This is a genomic window from Citrobacter sp. C13, assembly GCF_014596815.2.
GTDB classification, from domain to species: domain Bacteria; phylum Pseudomonadota; class Gammaproteobacteria; order Enterobacterales; family Enterobacteriaceae; genus Citrobacter; species Citrobacter portucalensis.
The window spans coordinates 2,326,043-2,345,968 of record NZ_CP115024.1; the positions used below are offsets into that span (position 1 = coordinate 2,326,043).

17 protein-coding genes are annotated in these 19,926 nt (G+C 49.3%); 6 read left to right on the forward strand and 11 right to left on the reverse strand.

What is annotated here, in order from left to right:
• Positions 1–103: 103 nt before the first annotated feature.
• Together fnr and ogt are read right to left on the reverse strand one after the other, a co-directional pair.
• A complete protein-coding gene (fnr, locus tag IB222_RS11145) occupies positions 104–856 on the reverse strand; it encodes a fumarate/nitrate reduction transcriptional regulator Fnr (RefSeq protein ID WP_003020397.1) in 753 nt (250 codons plus the stop codon).
• A 194-nt stretch (positions 857–1,050) separates the two neighbouring features.
• Positions 1,051–1,566, reverse strand: a complete 516-nt coding sequence (gene ogt, locus IB222_RS11150; RefSeq protein WP_003833227.1) for a methylated-DNA--[protein]-cysteine S-methyltransferase — start codon at positions 1,564–1,566, stop codon at positions 1,051–1,053.
• A 225-nt stretch (positions 1,567–1,791) separates the two neighbouring features.
• Between ogt and smrA the strand changes: the two genes are divergently transcribed.
• Complete coding sequence (smrA, locus tag IB222_RS11155) at positions 1,792–2,355, forward strand: DNA endonuclease SmrA (protein WP_003833225.1); 564 nt, start codon at positions 1,792–1,794, stop codon at positions 2,353–2,355.
• Positions 2,356–2,367: 12 nt separating this feature from the next.
• Here the strand turns inward: smrA and IB222_RS11160 are convergent, their stop codons facing one another.
• Together IB222_RS11160 and IB222_RS11165 are read right to left on the reverse strand one after the other, a co-directional pair.
• On the reverse strand, positions 2,368–3,600 hold the full coding sequence (locus IB222_RS11160; RefSeq protein ID WP_126317930.1) for a sensor domain-containing diguanylate cyclase: 1,233 nt from the start codon (positions 3,598–3,600) through the stop codon (positions 2,368–2,370).
• Positions 3,601–3,667: 67 nt separating this feature from the next.
• Positions 3,668–5,782, reverse strand: a complete 2,115-nt coding sequence (locus tag IB222_RS11165) for an EAL domain-containing protein (protein WP_148362671.1) — start codon at positions 5,780–5,782, stop codon at positions 3,668–3,670.
• Between the two features lie 411 nt (positions 5,783–6,193).
• Between IB222_RS11165 and IB222_RS11170 the strand changes: the two genes are divergently transcribed.
• From IB222_RS11170 to dbpA, 4 genes are all read left to right on the forward strand, one after another.
• Positions 6,194–7,303, forward strand: a complete 1,110-nt coding sequence (locus tag IB222_RS11170; protein WP_149384200.1) for a methyl-accepting chemotaxis protein — start codon at positions 6,194–6,196, stop codon at positions 7,301–7,303.
• A 154-nt stretch (positions 7,304–7,457) separates the two neighbouring features.
• Positions 7,458–8,441, forward strand: coding sequence for a zinc transporter ZntB (gene zntB / locus IB222_RS11175; RefSeq protein ID WP_032943570.1), 984 nt, complete (start codon positions 7,458–7,460; stop codon positions 8,439–8,441).
• A gap of 275 nt (positions 8,442–8,716) precedes the next feature.
• On the forward strand, positions 8,717–8,884 hold the full coding sequence (locus IB222_RS11180) for a hypothetical protein (protein WP_003833213.1): 168 nt from the start codon (positions 8,717–8,719) through the stop codon (positions 8,882–8,884).
• A gap of 28 nt (positions 8,885–8,912) precedes the next feature.
• Complete coding sequence (gene dbpA, locus IB222_RS11185) at positions 8,913–10,286, forward strand: ATP-dependent RNA helicase DbpA (RefSeq protein ID WP_149384201.1); 1,374 nt, start codon at positions 8,913–8,915, stop codon at positions 10,284–10,286.
• Positions 10,287–10,364: 78 nt separating this feature from the next.
• Here dbpA and ttcA read toward each other — a convergent pair whose 3' ends face one another.
• From ttcA to nifJ, 5 genes are all read right to left on the reverse strand, one after another.
• Positions 10,365–11,300 carry a tRNA 2-thiocytidine(32) synthetase TtcA gene (ttcA, locus tag IB222_RS11190; RefSeq protein WP_149384202.1) on the reverse strand — a complete coding sequence of 312 codons (936 nt, stop codon included), beginning with the start codon at positions 11,298–11,300 and terminating at the stop codon, positions 10,365–10,367.
• A 198-nt stretch (positions 11,301–11,498) separates the two neighbouring features.
• Positions 11,499–11,933: a universal stress protein UspF gene (gene uspF / locus IB222_RS11195; RefSeq protein ID WP_003833207.1), complete on the reverse strand. Its 435-nt coding sequence runs from the start codon at positions 11,931–11,933 to the stop codon at positions 11,499–11,501.
• 81 nt (positions 11,934–12,014) lie between these two features.
• The gene (locus IB222_RS11200; RefSeq protein ID WP_003833205.1) at positions 12,015–12,227 is read right to left on the reverse strand and encodes a KTSC domain-containing protein; all 213 of its coding nucleotides are present in this window, start codon (positions 12,225–12,227) and stop codon (positions 12,015–12,017) included.
• Between the two features lie 145 nt (positions 12,228–12,372).
• Positions 12,373–13,527, reverse strand: a complete 1,155-nt coding sequence (ompC, locus tag IB222_RS11205) for a porin OmpC (protein WP_149384203.1) — start codon at positions 13,525–13,527, stop codon at positions 12,373–12,375.
• Positions 13,528–13,892: 365 nt separating this feature from the next.
• A complete protein-coding gene (nifJ, locus tag IB222_RS11210; protein WP_149384204.1) occupies positions 13,893–17,417 on the reverse strand; it encodes a pyruvate:ferredoxin (flavodoxin) oxidoreductase in 3,525 nt (1,174 codons plus the stop codon).
• 275 nt (positions 17,418–17,692) lie between these two features.
• Here nifJ and IB222_RS11215 point away from each other — a divergent pair, with 275 nt between their 5' ends.
• The gene (locus tag IB222_RS11215; protein WP_149384205.1) at positions 17,693–17,959 is read left to right on the forward strand and encodes a DUF333 domain-containing protein; all 267 of its coding nucleotides are present in this window, start codon (positions 17,693–17,695) and stop codon (positions 17,957–17,959) included.
• 13 nt (positions 17,960–17,972) lie between these two features.
• Here IB222_RS11215 and hslJ read toward each other — a convergent pair whose 3' ends face one another.
• On the reverse strand, positions 17,973–18,392 hold the full coding sequence (gene hslJ / locus IB222_RS11220; RefSeq protein WP_048216300.1) for a heat shock protein HslJ: 420 nt from the start codon (positions 18,390–18,392) through the stop codon (positions 17,973–17,975).
• A gap of 112 nt (positions 18,393–18,504) precedes the next feature.
• Positions 18,505–19,494, reverse strand: a complete 990-nt coding sequence (gene ldhA, locus IB222_RS11225) for a D-lactate dehydrogenase (RefSeq protein WP_126317941.1) — start codon at positions 19,492–19,494, stop codon at positions 18,505–18,507.
• Positions 19,495–19,926: the final 432 nt, after the last annotated feature.

The window sequence follows — 19,926 nt, forward strand, 5'->3', positions numbered from 1 at the left end:
CCCAATAATGAAGATTGAAACAGGGAATAACCTCCTGCCAGATCAATAAATCGGGAAAATTTAGCGATTTGACAGAAGGATAACTGAGAGGCTTGCGGAAAGATTACGCAACGTTACGCGTGTGGCCGGCAAGAACTGCCAGCGCGTCGCTGTTCTCAATAGTGATATATTTGCCTTTCACCGCCAGCATGCCGCTTTTCTGGAAACGACCCAGCAGGCGGCTGATGGTTTCAACCGTCAGACCGAGGTAGTTACCGATGTCGCCACGAGTCATGGTCAGGCGGAATTCACGAGGCGAGAACCCACGCTGGGCGAAGCGACGAGACAGATTGTAGATAAAGGCCGCCAGGCGCTCTTCAGCGTTTTTCTTCGACAGCAACAGGATCATATCCTGATCGCCTTTGATTTCGCCACTCATCAGACGCATCATCTGCTGACGCAGGTTCGGCATCTTACCGGACAGGTCATCAAGGGTTTCGAAAGGAATTTCGCATACCATTGAGGTTTCCAACGCCTGAGCAAAGCTCGGGTGATGACCGCTGCCAATGGCGTCAAAACCTACCAGGTCTCCCGCCAGATGGAAACCGGTAATTTGCTCATCGCCTTGTTCGGTAATGGTATAGCTTTTTATCGTTCCGGAGCGGATAGCATAGAGTGATTTAAGCTCATCACCTGCTTTAAAGAGCGTCTGCCCTTTTTGGATAGGCTTTTTGCGCTCGATGATGTTATCGAGCTGGTCAAGCTCATGCTCGTTAAGTGTGAACGGGATGCAAAGCTGGCTGATGCTGCAATCCTGGCAATGGATAGCACAACCGCCAGACTGAATGCGCCGTATAATTCGCTTTTCCGGGATCATAGGTCTGCTCAAGCCGTAATTGATATTTGTCAATTTTAACATCTTTTTGGTGAGCACGTAAGCCTGAGCTACTCCCAATAGAGAATAATTCAGGCATAACTGGAGCGAATGTTTGTATCTGCTTGATTAACCACACTTAATTTGGGGGCGCATTATGCGGAAGTGTGATGAATAAGGCATTAATTGCCTGGAATCTAGAGTAGCAAATAACCTTCGTGGCGCAATAACCACTCTTTTCGTTGTACGCCGCCGGCATATCCGGTCATGGTGCCGTTACGTCCAATGACGCGATGACAGGGAACCACAATGCTTACTGGATTGGAGCCATTAGCTGCGCCGACGGCTCTTGCAGCGCCGGGGCGTCCCAACTGTTCGGCCAACTGACCATAATGCATGACCTGCCCGCAGGGGATAGTGCGTAATGCTTGCCAGACTTCACGCTGGAAAGGTGTCCCAGCGGTTGCCGTTTCCAGCGAGTCAATGATGCTGAGGTTTCCGGCAAAATACTCAGAGAGTTTGTCGCTTAATCCACCTGGATTGTTGGCGGTAATGCGCTGATAACCTTCTGTACGGTAATGAATATCAAGCAATTGTTCCATGCGATCGCTGTGCTGATCCCATTCCACTGCGCGCAGGCGAAATTGCTCATCACAAATAACCCACAGCGGGCCCAGCGGCGTGTCTATGGTGTCTTCCAGTAAGTTAAGCATCCGTTTCTCTCATTACAGCATTCAAGCGAGGCTACACATTATCACGCCAGTGACCGTCGCAGCTATACCCCTAAAAACGGATATCAACTTGTCGTGAGTAGATCGATTCAGCGCGGTGGATCCGGCTAATTATTGGAAATAACCGTAAACCGTTACCGGTATAGTTGTCGGTATAATAGTGCGCGGTTATGATAATGCTCGTCGCAATATGCTGGAGGATGAAACATGAACCTTGATGATGCATCGCTGTTTCTTGACGCTATGGGGGATGTTCAACCGCTGAAAAACCATGCCGATGTACACTGGCAGCCTATGCGCAATCTTCGCACTCCGGCGCGTGTCGATACGCTTCAACTGGATAATTTTCTCTCGACGGGATTTCTCGATATTGTCCCGTTGAATGTGCCGCTCGAGTTTCGTCGCGAAGGTTTACAGAACGGCGTGACCGACAAGCTGCGAAACGGAAAATACCCGCAGCAGGCGAGTCTCAATCTTATTCGCCAACCTGTTGAAACATGTCGCCAGATGCTCTTTAGCTTTATTCTGCAGGCGCAGCAGGAAGGGTTGCGTAACGTGTTGGTGATACACGGCAAGGGACGTGACGATAACTCCCATGCCAATATTGTTCGCAGCTACGTGGCGCGCTGGTTGACGGAATTTGACGATGTGCAAGCATACTGCGCCGCACTGCCGCATCACGGCGGCAGCGGGGCATGTTATGTGGCATTGCGTAAAACCGCACAAGCAAAACAAGACAACTGGGAGCGTCACGCTAAACGTAGTCGCTGAACGACGTAAACATCAGGCGGCCAGCACTCTGTTCCTGCCTTCGTTCTTGGCTTTGTACAACGCGTCGTCAACGCGTTTGAATAACTCATCGATGCTTTCATTTGTTTCGTGCCGAGCTACGCCAATGCTGACGGTAAAGCGGGGAAGGCCAGGGAGAGTCACTTTGGCCACCGTCGCCCGTATCACTTCTGCGAGATTGAGGGCAGTGTCCAACGAGGTTCGCGGCAGTAGCAGCACAAATTCTTCACCTCCCCAGCGAAAAATCAGATCGTCCTTTCTCGCACAAGATTCCAGTGTGCGTGCCAGAGCGCAAAGTACCTCATCACCTTTTAAATGACCAAAAAGATCGTTAATGCTTTTAAAGCGATCGGTGTCGATCAACAGCAGGCTGTAATCCTGTGTCAATGACAACGCGTGGGTCTGTTCCGGCTCGGTTACCTGATAAAAATGTCGGCGGTTAAGCAATCCCGTTAAGGCGTCACGCAGGGCCGCACGCTCAAGCTCCTGTTCCAGCCGCTTTTGCTCGGTAATATCATGAATAATGCACAACATGAGCTTATTACCGTAGATTTCGATTGGACCGGCGTAGGTTTGTACGTGACGGGAGGTGCCGTCTGCCAGTTTATGCACAAAATGCAAAGGTTTATGGCCACCGGGAAGATGGGCGATTTCATGCATCACCGGGAGTATATGACGGCCTAGTGTATTGATTTCCCATGTATGTTTCTGGCACATCGTATCATGGCTATAGCCATAAAAATTTAGCGCGCTGAGATTTGCATCGACGATCAGCCCATCACGGGACGGATCGATAAGCAACATTGGTGCCGAGTTGGTCTGGAAAAAACGCGCGTAAAATCCCTGTTTTTTTCGCTGATAATTCGCTGAACGGCTCGCTTTCAGACCTTGCGAAGTCGGTGTTTCAATGCCTTCGAAAAGAATGACGTCACCTGATTCCGGCAGAGAGCGGATGGACAGGCGACATGCCATTGCGACGGCTTCACCTTCGCGGCAAACCGTAAGGATTTCCACAATATCGTGATGATTTCTCAAATCGCTGAGATACATGGTTAAATCATTCTGGGCATGAGTTGAAAATATACCCTTGCGGAGTAGAGAAAAGCAGGGGGCCTGCATCAGTTCCCGTGCAACGGTATTTGCGAACACCAGTTCTTCGGTATGCGGCGAAACAATCCACACCGGCAGGGTTAATAAATCCAGTGAATGCAGCTCGGTTGTGCTCATCGATAATCCCGTTATCTTTATCTGCTGTGTTGCCCGTTTAATGGCATCTGTTTTTTATATTACAGTCTCATAATGTTATCGATTGTTGAGGAGATAAAGACTGTACGATTCGCTGCTGCTTAATGTTGCTTTCCGTTGGAATCAATTCATGGATCTGATGCGCAGGCAACGGTTTTGCAAACAAGAAACCTTGCAGCACGCCACATCCCATCTGGGTCAGGAGTATTTCCTGCTCCTGGGTCTCTATTCCTTCAGCCACCACTTGCATATTCATGGAGTGGGCTATGTCAATAATAGTAGACACAATCTTTGTATTTTTGCTGTTCTCGTTGATATCTTTAACAAATACTCTGTCAATTTTTAATTCCCGTGCCGGAAGAGACTTTAACATCAATATATTTGAATAACCGGTACCGAAATCATCAATAGAAACGGTGATCCCTAAAGCTGAAAATGCATTCAAGACTTCAGCGCTACGTTTTAAATTTTTAAGCGCTGTACTTTCAGTCAGTTCCAGCGTGAGATATGCAGGTGATAGTTGATATTGTGCAAGGGCGCTGCAAACCACATCAACGATATCATGTTGTTCAAACTGGGAAGGGGAAAGATTAACGGCGAGGGTCCATTCCGCATAGCCCTGTAACTTCCATTGATGTAACTGCTGGCATGCCTGCTGGATAACCCATTTCCCGACCGGAATGATAAGACCTGTGTCTTCCAGCGCAGGCAGAAACTCTGCGGGTAACAGCATGCCGCGTTCCGGGTGATGCCAGCGTAATAACGCTTCAAAACCGGTCAGAGAATGATCTCCGGCGGTGTATTTGGGTTGATACCAAAGCTCAAACTGATCGTGTTCCAGTGCTTGTGACAGTTCCTGTAAAAATGTCGGCGGTGTATCGGCGATAGCTTCCATTTCCGGGCTATAAATAGCCCAACCGTTTCTGCCAGCCTGTTTGACATGATACATCGCCATATCAGCCTTTACTTTTAACTCATGCAATGTGGAACCATGTTCAGGATAAATACTGCTTCCCGCACTTAACGAAACCCGAATGGTGTACCCAAACAGCGTGAAAGGATCGCCAATCGCAGCCGCAATCCGGGTCAGCAGAGCGGTGATAGCCTCTTTATTACAGTCAGGAACCAGAAGAATAAACTCATCTCCCCCCAGCCTCGCCAGCGTCATGGTGTCATCAAGGCAGCTGTAGATTCGCTGCGTACTGGCGATCAGCAACTGATCGCCGATGTGATGTCCCCAGGTATCGTTAACGACTTTGAAGCGATCGAGGTCGATGAATACCAGAGCAAATTGATGCTGATGCAGTTTGGAATGTTGCAGACAGGCCTGTAAGCAGGCATCTATTTGTGTGCGATTGGCAAGTCCGGTCAGTGCATCGAAGTGGACCTGATGCTCAAGCTGGCAGTTAAGTTGATGTAGGTTGTCAGCCAGTCGGGAGGTGCGCAGTTGCGAATCCACCATCGAGACCACCAACATGATACCCAAAATAACCAGCGTGACGGCGCAGACCCAGACAGAGAGTTCCAGCGAGCTGAGTCCATCGTGTGCAGTGTGTCCAAAATGGGTGAACGTTGCCGCTCCCATCCCAGTGTAATGCATAGAAGCAATCGCCAGCGCCATAATAAGGGCGGCGACAAGCCGGTTGATCAGGGCGCTACGGGTATTTTGGCGCAAATGAAAAGCCAGCCACAAACCCACACCAGATGCAACGATGGCAATCATTACTGAGAGCAGTATCAGCGAATGACTCCATAGGATGGCAACATGCTCAATGATGGCATACATGCCAACGTAGTGCATGGTGACGACACCGGCGCTTAATATTCCCGTGGCAACGACTAATCGTTTTGTTGAAAGCGTATTACCTGAAATAGCGATATTAATGGCGAGAGTTGCAGAAATGAGCGCAATAAAGAAAGAAAATGCCGTGAGCGAAAAATGGTAATTGATCGGCATACTCATTTTCATGGCCAGCATACCGATAAAATGCATTGACCAAATACCCATCCCTAGCGTAGCCCCGCCAGACAGGCGCCAGAAGGTTGATTCACGTCGATTGGAGATTGCCACTTTGCCCGCACTATCGAGAGCAATAAAAGAGGCAATAAACGCGACAACAAAGGAAATCCCAATCAATACAGGGTCCCACGACACGTTCAACATCATACTACCTATCGAAAAAAAGCCGTGGTAATAAATCTAGCAGGTTTTGTCCAGTTAACATGATAAAACCGGGAATGTTCTTATGTTTTTACACTGGTATTAGAGGAAACAGGAAGATAGTGAAAATAACGAGCCATTACTTATATAAACATTCACCAAATTTATAGTTCTGTGTGTTTTATGCTCTCCATGTGCTTGTCATCACAATAATCTGATGCCTGACGTCATCACAGTAACTTGATGAGATAAAATACTGAACTAATAGAAATAAAAGGTGTAATTTATCGCCTTAAGTAAAAGGGCTGCAGACTCTCATTGAAAGTACAGCTTTCGTCGCAGGGCAATGGCATTCTGCATTGCAGGTGCTATAAAAAATAATATCTACGTAATTTCTTTGTGAACAGGCCTAAAATGTTAAATGATATTAGCGTCAGAACCTTTATTATTTTATTTCTGCTGATTACGGCAGTTGCTCTCAATATTGTTGAATTGATTTTTTCGGCCACTCCGGAAATTATAATTGGTACAAATGCGGTAAGCGTTATTTCTATATTATGCTTGTGGTGGTACATGACGAAATATCTGGTCATGCCGATCAATACGGTTAAAAGAAGCATTGAAGAAGTGACATCTGGGAATCTGGCGATCAGTATTCCAGAGTTTGGTAATAATTGTGCGGGTAGACTAATACCGGGCATCAATAGTTTATCGAGTAATATTTCAACACTCGTTAATGAGATCAGAACATCCTCGCAAACGGCGATGGCGCTCTCTGAACAGCTTGCGGAACGCAGCGCTGCGCTTTCAGTGAAAACGGAACAACAATCCGGAGCATTGATGCAGACGGCTGCTAATATGGATGAAATAGCCGTTAATACGCGAAATAATGCTGACAACACGCAAATCGCCAGCGTCCAGGCAACAGTTGCCACGCAATGCGCCATTCAGGGTGGAGAATTAATGGTGCAGGTTGCAACAAATATGCGATCAATCACCGAATGTGCCCAGCAGATGACGGAAATTATTACGCTGATCGATGGTATCGCATTCCAGACAAATATTCTGGCATTGAATGCTGCCGTGGAAGCGGCGAGGGCCGGTGAACATGGCAAAGGTTTTTCCGTGGTGGCCGGTGAGGTAAGAATGCTCGCACACCGTAGTGCAGATGCTGCTAAGAATATTAAGCAACTGATTGCCCAAACCCATCACAATGTTCAGCAAGGTGCAGCTATTGTCCGTGAAGCAGAAAAAAATATGCATGACATTGTCGGTGGTGCCGGTCAATTAAACCAATTGATGGGCGAGATATTAACCACTACACAGGAGCAGGAGAAAGGAATTATCAGAATTACTCATGCACTGGCCGAACTGGAGAATGTAACCCAAAGTAATGCCATTATGGTTGATGAGCTTTCTGATTCCTCAGGTATCCTGAAAAACCAGGTGATTGATCTCCAGTCGCGAACGCATAAATTTCGCTTAAGTAACACTCTTGAGTCAGAGAGATGGCAGCGGGCTTAACAGGCCATCTAGATGCAAGCGTCGCATTCGTCGGCGCTTTTTGTATTACCTGATACTTTTATGAATCATTTCAGCACAATGGGACAATGAGATATTGCTTAACATATTCTGACGGCTAGACTAACGAAAAAAGCTGAATGATTGTGGAGGCGCTGTGGAAGCCATTAAGGGAACGGATGTTAATGTGCCGGATGCCGTGTTTGCCTGGCTGTTGGATGGCCGGGGTGGGGTGAAACCCTTGGAAGATAACGATGTTATCGACAGTCAGCATCCCTGTTGGCTACATCTTAATTATACCCATCCTGAAAGCGCGCAATGGCTGGCGACAACGCCTTTACTTCCCAATAATGTGCGTGATGCGCTGGCAGGCGAAAGTACGCGCCCACGCGTCAGCAGAGTCGGGGAAGGTACGTTGATTACACTGCGCTGTATCAACGGCAGCACCGATGAGCGACCTGACCAACTGGTGGCGATGCGTTTATATATGGATGAACGTCTGATTGTCTCAACCCGCCAGCGCAAAGTGCTGGCGCTGGATGATGTGGTCAGCGATCTCCAGGAAGGGACAGGACCGGCTGATTGTGGCAGTTGGCTGGTGGATGTTTGTGATGCGCTCACCGACCATGCCAGCGAATTTATCGAACAACTGCACGACAAAATTATCGATCTGGAAGATAACTTGCTCGATCAACAAATTCCCCCACGCGGCTTCCTGGCATTGCTGCGCAAACAGTTGATTGTAATGCGACGTTATATGGCTCCTCAGAGAGATGTTTATGCGCGTCTGGCGAGTGAACGTTTACCCTGGATGACCGACGACCATCGGAGACGGATGCAGGATATCGCTGACAGGCTGGGGAGAGGGCTGGATGAAATAGACGCCTGTATTGCCCGGACCGGTATTATGGCGGATGAAATTGCGCAGGTGATGCAGGAGTCTCTGGCTCGCCGAACGTATACAATGTCATTGATGGCAATGGTTTTTCTTCCCAGCACATTTTTAACTGGGCTTTTCGGCGTCAACCTCGGCGGTATCCCCGGCGGTGGTTGGCAGTTTGGTTTCTCACTCTTTTGTATTCTGTTAGTGGTCCTGATTGGTGGTGTTACTTTATGGTTGCATCGTAGTAAATGGTTGTAACAACAACGTTTTTTAGTGGCTTTTGCGCATGAAAACGTCCTGATTTTTGAGCGAAGTCAATAAACCATCTACCTATTCGGGGCAATATCTCTCTCGCAGGTGAATGCAACGTCAAGCGATGGGCGTTGCGCTCCATATTGTCTTACTTCCTTTTTTGAATTACTGCATAGCACAATTGATTCGTACGACGCCGACTTAGATTAGTCGGCTTTTTTTTGCCTGCAGGAAATCAGCGTATACCCTAAAAGAGTCAACCTGAATGACTGGAGGGGTATATGACCTGTCTGATTGCAACGTCGCACACTGATTCGCTACCGACCGATCCGGTTCCCATTCCCGATCCCATACCTCGTCCGCAGCCGATGCCGGATCCGCCGCCGGATGAAGAACCGATTAAATTGTCGCATCACGGGCACAGATCTGCGAGGATACGCGCCTGCTGAATGTGAGTTTTTACCGCGAGATTAAATTGTGACCGCTTTTTCAACCCTGAATGTTTTACCTGCTGCTCAACTCGAGAACCTTAACGAGCTGGGTTATCTTGAAATGACGCCTGTTCAGGCTGCTGCATTACCGGCAATTCTGGCGGGTAAAGATGTTCGCGTGCAGGCTAAAACCGGCAGTGGCAAAACGGCCGCTTTTGGTCTTGGGCTATTACAGCATATTGATGCTGCGCTGTTTCAGACGCAGTCTCTGGTGCTGTGCCCAACGCGAGAGCTTGCCGACCAGGTAGCGGGTGAACTGCGTCGTTTAGCGCGCTTCCTGCCAAACACCAAGATCTTAACGCTGTGCGGTGGGCAACCTTTTGGTGCACAGCGTGACTCCCTGCAACATGCACCACATATTATTGTTGCCACACCGGGTCGTTTACTTGACCACCTGCAAAAAGGCACCGTTTCTCTGGATGCCCTGAATACGCTGGTTATGGATGAAGCCGACCGCATGCTGGATATGGGCTTTAGCGATGCGATTGATGATGTGATCCGCTTTGCGCCAGCGTCACGTCAGACCCTACTATTTTCCGCAACCTGGCCGGAAGCCATTGCTGCAATCAGTGGCCGGGTACAACAAAATCCATTAACGATTGAAATTGATACAGTCGATGCGTTACCGGCGATTGAACAGCAGTTTTTCGAAACCTCCAGCCACGGAAAAATTCCGCTGCTGCAAAAGCTACTCAGCCAGCATCAGCCTGCCTCGTGCGTGGTTTTTTGTAATACCAAAAAAGATTGTCAGGCCGTTTGTGATGCACTGAATGCGGCAGGGCAAAGCGCACTGTCATTACATGGCGACCTGGAGCAGCGCGATCGCGATCAGACGTTGGTTCGTTTTGCCAACGGTAGCGCGCGCGTCCTGGTTGCCACCGATGTAGCCGCACGTGGCCTGGATATCAAATCGCTTGAGCTGGTAGTTAACTTCGAACTGGCGTGGGATCCGGAAGTCCACGTCCATCGTATCGGACGTACCGCGCGTGCCGGTAACAGCGGTCTGGCGATTAGTTTCTGTGCGCCGGAAGAAGCACAGCGTGCCAATATTCTTTCTGAAATGTTGCAATTGAAGCTGAACTGGCTGCCTGCGCCAGCTAACGTGTCAATTCTGCCGCTGGAAGCAGAGATGGCGACGTTATGCATTGATGGTGGTAAAAAGGCTAAAATGCGTCCTGGCGATGTTCTGGGGGCTTTGACCGGTGATATTGGCCTGGATGGCGCCGATATCGGCAAAATTGCCGTTCATCCGGCACACGTCTATGTCGCCGTTCGCCAGAACATAGCGCACAAGGCGTGGAAGCAATTACAAAACGGTAAGATTAAAGGCAAGACTTGCCGGGTTCGGTTACTGAAATAACTGCCCGTTGGGGCGCCTGATGGCGCTCCGCTTATCAGGCCTACAGGCGCTTATGCACGTTGTAGGCCTGACAGACGCTTACTTCACTTCCACCACGTTCAGGCGTAATTCATCCAGTTGAGCATCATCTTCTTCTGGCTGCCAGCCCGCAGGTTGCAGCGGGATCTCTTCACGATCGAACGCTAAATCACCGCCGTCCACAACCTCTGAACCGTGCTTAATGCCTTTAAAATCGAACAGATTGATATCGCTCAGATGTGAAGGTACAACGTTCTGCATCGCACTGAACATAGTTTCAATACGACCTGGATAGCGTTTATCCCAGTCACGCAGCATGTCAGCAATGACCTGACGCTGTAGGTTAGGCTGTGAGCCGCATAGGTTGCACGGAATAATTGGGAAACCTTTCGCTTCGGAGAAACGCCCGATATCTTTCTCACGACAGTAAGCCAGCGGGCGGATCACGATGTGCTTACCGTCATCACTCATCAGCTTCGGCGGCATGCCTTTCATTTTCCCGCCGTAGAACATATTTAAAAACAGCGTTTGCAGGATGTCGTCGCGATGGTGGCCGAGCGCAATCTTGGTGGCACCTAATTCGGTTGCCGTACGGTACAGAATGCCGCGACGCAGGCGAGAGCAGAGCGAGCAGGTCGTTTTGCCTTCAGGGATTTTATCTTTGACGATCCCGTAAGTGTTTTCTTCTACAATCTTGTACTCAACGCCCAGCTGTTCCAGATACTCCGGCAGAATGTGCTCCGGGAAGCCGGGTTGTTTCTGATCGAGGTTAACCGCAACTAAGGAAAAACTGATCGGGGCGCTTTGCTGCAAATTACGCAGGATCTCCAGCATGGTATAGCTGTCTTTCCCGCCGGAAAGACACACCATAATGCGATCGCCGTCTTCGATCATATTGAAGTCGGCAATGGCTTCGCCGACGTTACGACGCAGACGTTTTTGCAATTTGTTCAGGTTGTATTGTTCTTTCTTACTAATATCTTGATTTTGCGACATTTAATAGAGGCTCAATTCATAGTGTGGCATCAGAAGAGTATGCATCACGCCGGATCGTCCGGCAAAAGAAGTCTGATATAAAAACTGTGGCGTGTATGGTACGGATAAGCGGGAAAAATGTCAGCACATTTAGGGCAGGAATTGTGGGAGATAAGAGGTAGAAACAAAAAGCCCGCAACAATGTGCGGGCCAGACAGTTTAGCGGACTACCAGTACCGAACACTCCGCATGACGCACCACGGCTGCGGCGTTAGAGCCCAGCAGGTAGGTGGTGATGTCAGGTCGGTGTGAGGCAATAATGACCATATCGGCCGGTAATTTTTTGGCGATCTCAAGAATCTTGTCTTTCGGCGCACCTTCTGCGACATGAACGTGCACTCGGTCCGTTGGGATATTGAACTTCTTGATAATCTCTTCCAGTTGAGATTTCGCTTCGGCTTTCAGATCGTCCATGGCCGGTAACTCTGCCGAGTAGGCCAGTCCCAGGGAAGCGTAATAGGGCAATGACGGAATGACGGTCAAAAAATGAACCTGCGCATCGTCAATCTTTGCTTCTGCTTCAACATGGGCAATAACGCGTTGAGTTAATTCTGAGTCTGAAATATCGATGGGTACAAGAATCGTTCTGTTCATAAAACCTCCTGTTTAAGTATCCACCTAAAGCTTACCGCGTAATGGCACTTTATGTACAATGACAACGATCACATTTTGGCATCACTTTATTTTGATTTCAGGAAATTTGCCTTTTATTACCCCATCGTAAAATCGGCCTTTAGAGACCACGATCAGGAAATCACGAAAAATACGGGCAGGGACCTGTTGATATTGCAGCGTAGCCAACTGGTGAAAGCGAATTTCTAGCGTGCAAGAGGATTCGTCATAGCCGACGGATGCAATACGGGATGATTTTACAGGATGATGATTCATTGCAGGTATCCTCTACTGCAGACCTTAATGCAAGATATCATCTATCAGAGATGTGTTTTAGCGCAACAGATATAATGTTTTGATCTGGATAAAACAGAATTGTTAGAACATAAAGAGAGCCCGCTGTTGCCAGCGGGCTGACGGATTAGAACTGGTAACCCATACCCAGTGCTACAGTGTCATCAGTAGAGATGTCATTGCCAGCATAGAAGCTGTCGTCTTCGTCCAGCAGGTTGATTTTGTAATCAACGTAGGTGGAGAAGTTTTTGTTGAAGTAGTAAGTAGCGCCTACAGAAGCATATTTAACCAGATCTTTATCGCCGCTAGTTCCTGCAGGATTTGCCGCATTTCCGGACAAGGACAGATCCTTACCTTTAGACATCAGGAAAGAAACCTCCGGACGCAGAACGAAGTCGAACTGGTATTGCGCAGTCACTTCAAAGTTCTGAGTTTTGTTGGCAATAGTATTATCACTACCGTCAGAACCACCATACGGAGTCATATTGCGGGTTTCAGAGTACATAGTTGCCAGGTAGATATTGTTCGCGTCGTATTTCAGACCAGCAGTCCATGCGTCAGCTTTATCACCCCCTGCAGTCGAATGGTTTACCTGCTCGTTAGTACGGTCAGAAGAAGTGTATGCGGCACCGAAGCTCACGCCCATACCCAGATCGTAGGTAGAGGAGATACCGAAGCCGTCACCGTTAGAGTTCTTCATGTTACGATCGTCGCCACCGTTATTGGTGCCTTCTTGCTCTGGTGACTGATTTTCGTTCGCACCCTGGTACTGCAGCGCAACGTTCAGACCGTCAACCAGACCAAAGAAGTCGGTGTTACGGTAGGTTGCAACACCGTTTGCACGACCGGTCATGAAGTTGTCTGCTTTGGTGTAAGAGTCGCCACCGAATTCTGGCAGCATATCGGTCCAGCCTTCAACGTCGTACATGACGCCGTAGTTACGGCCGTAGTCGAATGAACCGTAGTCGCCGACTTTAATACCTGCGAATGCCAGACGAGTCCAGGAGTCGCCTTTATCGCCTTCGGTGCCGTTGGCCTGAATCTGATATTCCCACTGGCCATAACCGGTGATCATATCGTTAACCTGAGTTTCGCCTTTGAAGCCCATACGCATATAAGTCTGATCGCCATCGCTGTTAGCGTCGTCAGAGAAATAATGCAGGCCGTCTACTTTGCCATATAGATCTAATTTGTTGCCGTCTTTATTGTAAACTTCAGCAGCGTGAGCCGCGCCTGCAGCCAGCAGGGCAGGAATTACGAGAGCCAGTACTTTTCTGTTCATTGAAATAATCCTTTAGTTTTTTTATTAACCTGTGACTACCCATGTAGGGAGTAAAAGCATGCTAAAGGAGAAGTTCCGTAAAGAGATAAATATGAATTGTTACGTCTTAAGTAAAACCTTAAATAAATAATTCTACGGAAATAATGATAATTTTCGTGAATGTGTATATCGGATATATATAAAATAAAAATTATACAAGTGAATTGTGTTGGGCTATTCTGCGCGTGTTATATGCCTTTATTGTCACGTTTTATTTTTCGTTGGTATATTGATGGGAATTATTAATTAGCCAGCGAATAAATTGACAAGCCCGAACAACTGTTCGGGCTTTTTTTTGATTCCAGCTTAATGCTGAACGAAAGGTGTTACTCGGTACCGCTCTTTTCTGCTTTACCCGCCAGTTGGGCCAGGAAGTCATAGCGTTTTTGCAAATCAGCTGCGGCGTCTTTCCAAAGTTGTTCTGCAACTTCTGGCTGTTGGGCATTCAGGCGGCGGAAGCGCTGCTCGTTAAGCAATGTTTCAGCCAGCGCGTCTGACGGTGGGCGAGAGTCCAGCGCCAGCGGCAATTTACCGTCGTCTGCACGACGCGGGTCAAAGCGGTATAGCGGCCAGAATCCGGTTGCCGTCAGCTGACGCATCTGATCGTGGCTTAGCGCGAGATCATAGCCATGCTCTTCACATGGGCTATAGGCGATAATCAGCGACGGACCCGGATAGGCTTCCGCTTCCTGGATAGCTTTTACCGTCTGATTCAACTGGGCACCCAGAGAAATCTGCGCGACATAAACATGTCCGTACATCATCATACTGACGCCCAGATCTTTGCGTGCCTTGCTCTTGCCATGTTCACCAAATTTGGTAACCGCCCCGAGCGGCGTGGCTTTCGACGCTTGTCCGCCTGTGTTGGAGTAACACTGAGTATCAAGTACCAGAATATTGACGTTCTCGGTCAGACTCAGGACGTGATCCAGCCCGCCAAAACCAATATCGTAAGCCCAGCCATCGCCGCCAATCAGCCAGATGGACTTCTCAACTAACGCGTCGGCATCGGTTAACAGTTGCTGCGCACCTTCAACATCTTTCAGATGCTGGCGCAGCGCTGCAACTTGTTCACGACGTACTTCTGGCGTCGCTTCAGCATGCAGGGCATCGTTCAGTTCAGCCGGAATATTATCGGCAAACTGTTCCAGTAACCGCATGACGCGCACACGGTGTTGATCCACCGTCAGACGGAAGCCCAGACCAAACTCGGCGTTATCTTCGAACAGAGAGTTTGCCCACGCAGGTCCACGGCCGTTGGCATCGGTGGTATACGGCGTTGAGGGGAGGTTACCGCCATAAATTGATGAACAGCCGGTCGCGTTAGCGATCAGCATGCGGTCGCCATATAGCTGCGTAAGCAGTTTGATATACGGCGTTTCACCACAGCCAGAACAGGCGCCGGAATATTCAAACAGCGGAGTGATTAACTGCGAGGTACGGATATCAATGCGTTCAAGCTTGCTGCGGTCGATCTCCGGCAGATTGAGGAAGAAGTCATAGTTAACTTTTTCTTCTTCAACATGCTCAAGGCGCGACATCATATTGATAGCCTTGATTTCCGGGTTCTGGCGATCTTTCGCCGGGCAAACTTCGACACACAGATTACAGCCGGTGCAATCCTCTGGTGCAACCTGCAGGACATACTTCTGACCGCGCATATCGCGAGATTTCACATCCAGAGAATGCAGGCTGGCAGGAGCGTTTTCCATCGCTTCAGGTGAAACCACTTTGGCGCGGATTGCCGAGTGCGGGCAAGCGGCAACGCAGTGGTTACACTGGGTACACAGCTCTTCCTTCCAGATGGGGATCTCTTCGGCGATATTGCGTTTTTCCCAACGCGTGGTGCCCATTGGCCAGGTGCCGTCTGGCGGCAGCGCGGATACGGGAAGGGCATCACCCAGACCGGCGAGCATTGCCGCGGTGACGGTTTTCACGAAATCAGGTGCGGCATCAGAAACCACCGGTGGGCGGTTTGCGCTGTGCGGATCAACCGGCTGGAGTGCCACTTCGGCGACGGATTCACGCGCCAGGGCCAGAGCCTGCCAGTTACGTTCAACCAGGTCCTGTCCTTTACTGCTGTAACTTTTTGCAATCGCACCCTGCAATTCAGCCAACGCGCTGTCGCCGGGTAAGATTTGTGTCAAATGGAAGAATGCCATTTGCATAACGGTGTTAATACGCGCTGCCAGACCGCATTCGCGAGCGATTTTGGCCGCATTAATCACATAGAAACGGGCCTTCTTCTGATTCAGTACTGCCTGAACTTCCTGCGGCAAACGCGCCCAGACTTCATCCACGTTGTAAGGGGTATTAAGCAGGAAGATACCGCCTGGTTTCAGGCGCTCGACCATCTGATACTTATCGATAAATTGCAGCTGGTGACAGCCAACAAAATCGGCTTGCGACACCAGATACGCCGATCGAATAGGCTGCTCGCTGACGCGCAGGTGGGAAACCGTCAGACCGCCTGCTTTTTTCGAGTCATAGACGAAATAACCCTGTGCATACCATGGCGTAGAGTTACCAATAATCTTGATATTGTTTTTGGTGGCTGACACGCTACCGTCGCTGCCCAGCCCGTAAAACAGCGCTTCGAGCTTAGCTGTACCGGGCAGGGTGTTTTCTGGTAACGGTAGCGACAAGTTGGTGACATCATCATAGATACCGACAGTAAAGCGAGGTTTCGGCTTCGCGCTGCTCAGCTCATTAAAGACCGCCATCACGCACTCTGGACCAAACTCTTTGGAAGAAAGGCCATAACGTCCGCCAATCACTCGCGGTAGCGTTTCTCGCTCGCCACAGTTGAAGGCTTCCGCCAATGCGGTCATCACATCCAGATATAACGGTTCTGCCTGTGCGCCGGGCTCTTTCGTGCGATCCAGGACGGCGATGCTGCGTACGGTTTCCGGCAGCGCGCGCAGTAAATGTCTGGCAGAGAATGGACGGAACAGACGCACTTTCAGAACGCCAACTTTCTCGCCACGCGCCAGCAGATCTTCAACGACTTCTTCACAGGTTCCAATCGCCGAGCCCATTAAGATAATGACGCGCTCAGCCTGAGGATGGCCGTAATATTCAAATGGCTGGTACTGGCGACCTGTCGCTGCGGCGAAATCATTCATCGCCTGTTCTACATGATCGTAAACCGCGTTGTACCACGGGTTTGTTGCCTCGCGTGACTGGAAATAGGTGTCCGGGTTCGCAGACGTACCGCGAATAACTGGATGCTCAGGATTAAGCGCCCGAGCGCGATGAGCATCGATTTCCGCCTGCGGCATCAGTCCGAGGATCGTGTCGTCGGCCAGTGGCACAATTTTATTGATTTCATGGGATGTCCGGAAACCATCAAAGAAATGAATAAACGGAACCCGGCTTTTCAGGGTAGCTATTTGCGAAATCAGCGCAAAGTCCTGTGCCTCCTGAACGCTGCTGGCACACAGCATCGCACATCCTGTCTGGCGCACCGCCATCACGTCGGAATGATCGCCAAAGATTGATAATGCGTGAGTAGCAATTGTACGAGCCGCAACGTGCAGTACAAACGGGGTCAACTGACCGGCCAGTTTGTACAGCGTTGGGATCATCAGCAACAGGCCCTGCGATGAGGTAAACGACGTAGAGAGCGCACCTGTCTGCAACGCGCCATGAACGGTTGCGATCGCGCCGCCTTCTGACTGCATTTCTACGACGCGAGGGGTATCCCCCCACACGTTCTTAAGCCCGTTCCCGGCCCAGGCATCCGCCTGCTCAGCCATCGTCGAACTGGGCGTAATCGGGTAGATGGCGATAACCTCGCTGGTACGAAATGCGACTGAAGCAACCGCACCATTACCGTCAATTGTGATCATACTGACACCCTTACATTGCGCAAAAAGAGGGACTCGCATAACGGCGGCGAATCCTGGTTGTTATCTTTCTATTTTAGCAAAAGCGCTAAAGAGAGATTTTCGCTTTTGTGTCCTTGGAATAAACAGAATGAATGGTTTGATCAAAGGAGCAGGCAAAAAATTGCCAGAAAATGTAAACAGTGCGCATAAATGCGTATTTTGCCTCTCGACGGCGGTGTTTCCGCTGCCTATTATTTATGGCTGTGTCGTTTGGTTAATATTCAGAGGGGAGTAAGATGCGCGCAGCGTTTTGGGTAGGATGTGCCGCGTTATTATTATCGGCTTGTAGCAGCGAACCTGTTCAGCAGGCAACCGCCGCGCATGTCGCACCGGGCATGAAGGCAGCAATGTCCAGTTCTGGAGAAGCTAATTGCGCCATGATTGGCGGTTCGCTCTCTGTTGCTCGTCAACTGGATGGTTCAGCCATCGGGATATGCGCGCTACCCAACGGCAAACGCTGTAGTGAGCAGTCGCTTGCCGCCGGAAGTTGTGGGAGCTACTGAGTCTCCGCGTTTCCTACATTAAATCCGCGAGTTTATACGTCAGCGTTTGTTCTGCTGTCGCCAGCGTTAACTGGTCAGCAGTTAGATCGACCTGTGCGCCTTGCTTAAACATTTCGCTGACGATCCCGTCGAGCGCGTTAAGCTGCGGATCGGCGCACATCATACGCGTCATAGCCATATCTTTTACCTTCAACTCACCGTCGGACAGCTTGCCCTGGCCGTGGAATTGATTACACATCTTGCCTGATACCGTCATGTTTTCGCCAAAACTTAACTCAGGTGGGTTGTTGGTGGCGGTGACGGCTTTACCATTCACGCTTTGCAAAACGAAGCGGTGATGCTGCAACTGTTCGCGATTGACGGAAACTTTTCCATTGCTCACACAGCCAGCCATCAGCATGCTGAGCGCAATCAACGTGACAACTTTCTTCATTAAATTTCTCTACGTTTGTGACGGGAATATATTCAATATAATAATGATACTGAATGTTTTATCATCGGTGATTGTCTGAAAATGCCCCCCTGACGTCAGGGGAGCACAGAGATTAGAAGAGGGCGTTTGGACAGGTCTCGCCTTTGGATATTTGTGCCAGATTCTGTAGCGTAGTCTCAGAAATACTGGTCAACGCTTCAGCTGTCAGGAATGCCTGATGTCCGGTGAACAACACGTTATGACAGGCTGAGAGACGACGGAATACATCATCCTGAATGACGTCATTAGATTTATCTTCAAAGAACAGATCGCGTTCGTTCTCGTACACGTCCATACCCAGAGAACCAATTTTCTGGTTTTTCAGCGCATCGATAGCGGCTTGTGAGTCGATCAATGCACCACGACTGGTGTTAATGACCATCACGCCGTTTTTCATTTGCTCAAAGGCTTCGTGATTGAGCAGATGATAATTCTCCGGTGTTAACGGGCAGTGCAGAGAGATGACATCGGACTCGGCAAACAGCGTTTTAAGATCGACATATTCAACGCCTAGCTCCAGCGCAGCAGCGCTCGGGTAAGGATCGAACGCCAGCAGACGCATACCAAAACCTTTCAGGATCCGCAGCGCAGCAATACCGATTTTGCCGGTACCGATCACCCCAGCGGTTTTGCCATACATAGTAAAACCGGTCAGTCCCTCAAGAGAGAAGTTAGCATCACGGGTACGCTGATAGGCGCGGTGAATACGGCGATTCAGCGTCATCATCATGCCAATCGCATGCTCAGCGACGGCTTCTGGTGAATAAGCTGGAACACGCACCACCTGCAGACCCAGCTCTTTTGCTGCGTCGAGATCGACGTTATTGAACCCGGCGCAGCGCAGCGCGATATATTTCACGCCATGCTTTTTCAGTTCTTCCAGAACGGGGCGGCTGCCATCGTCGTTGACGAAAATGCACACGGCTTCGCAGCCATTGGCGGTTTTGGCTGTTTTTTCCGTCAACAGAAAGTCAAAGAATTCAAGTTCAAAACCAAAAGCCTCGTTAACCTGCTGCAGATACTTCTTGTCGTACTGTTTTGTACTATAGATGGCGAGTTTCATAAGACTTTCTCCAGTGATTTTGACGTCACATTAATTCAATTCAAATTATTTTACAAAATCTAAAAAGTTATTGATAGTCATAGGCGTAATGAATAATTTCAGCGTATCTGTTGTTAGTGTGGGCAGGTTACACAATTTCAACAACCGGATATTTTTCTATCCAACTCAACACCCGAATATCGCGGCAGGTAAAAAGCCAGCCGAATCACATCCGGACAGCTACGCTTATACAGGTAGCAATTATCGGGAGGGGTTATGCTGACTCACTCTGAAGCAAAACGATGGGCCACCCTAATGCTCAAGGCGGCATTATGCGATGGTATGAAACCTGATGAGATTTCCCGGCAGGTACATCTGGTCTGCGATCATCATGGTAGGGAGTGCCTCGAAGAACTCATTGAGGAAATTCTGATAGAAGCAGGTCGTATCGGA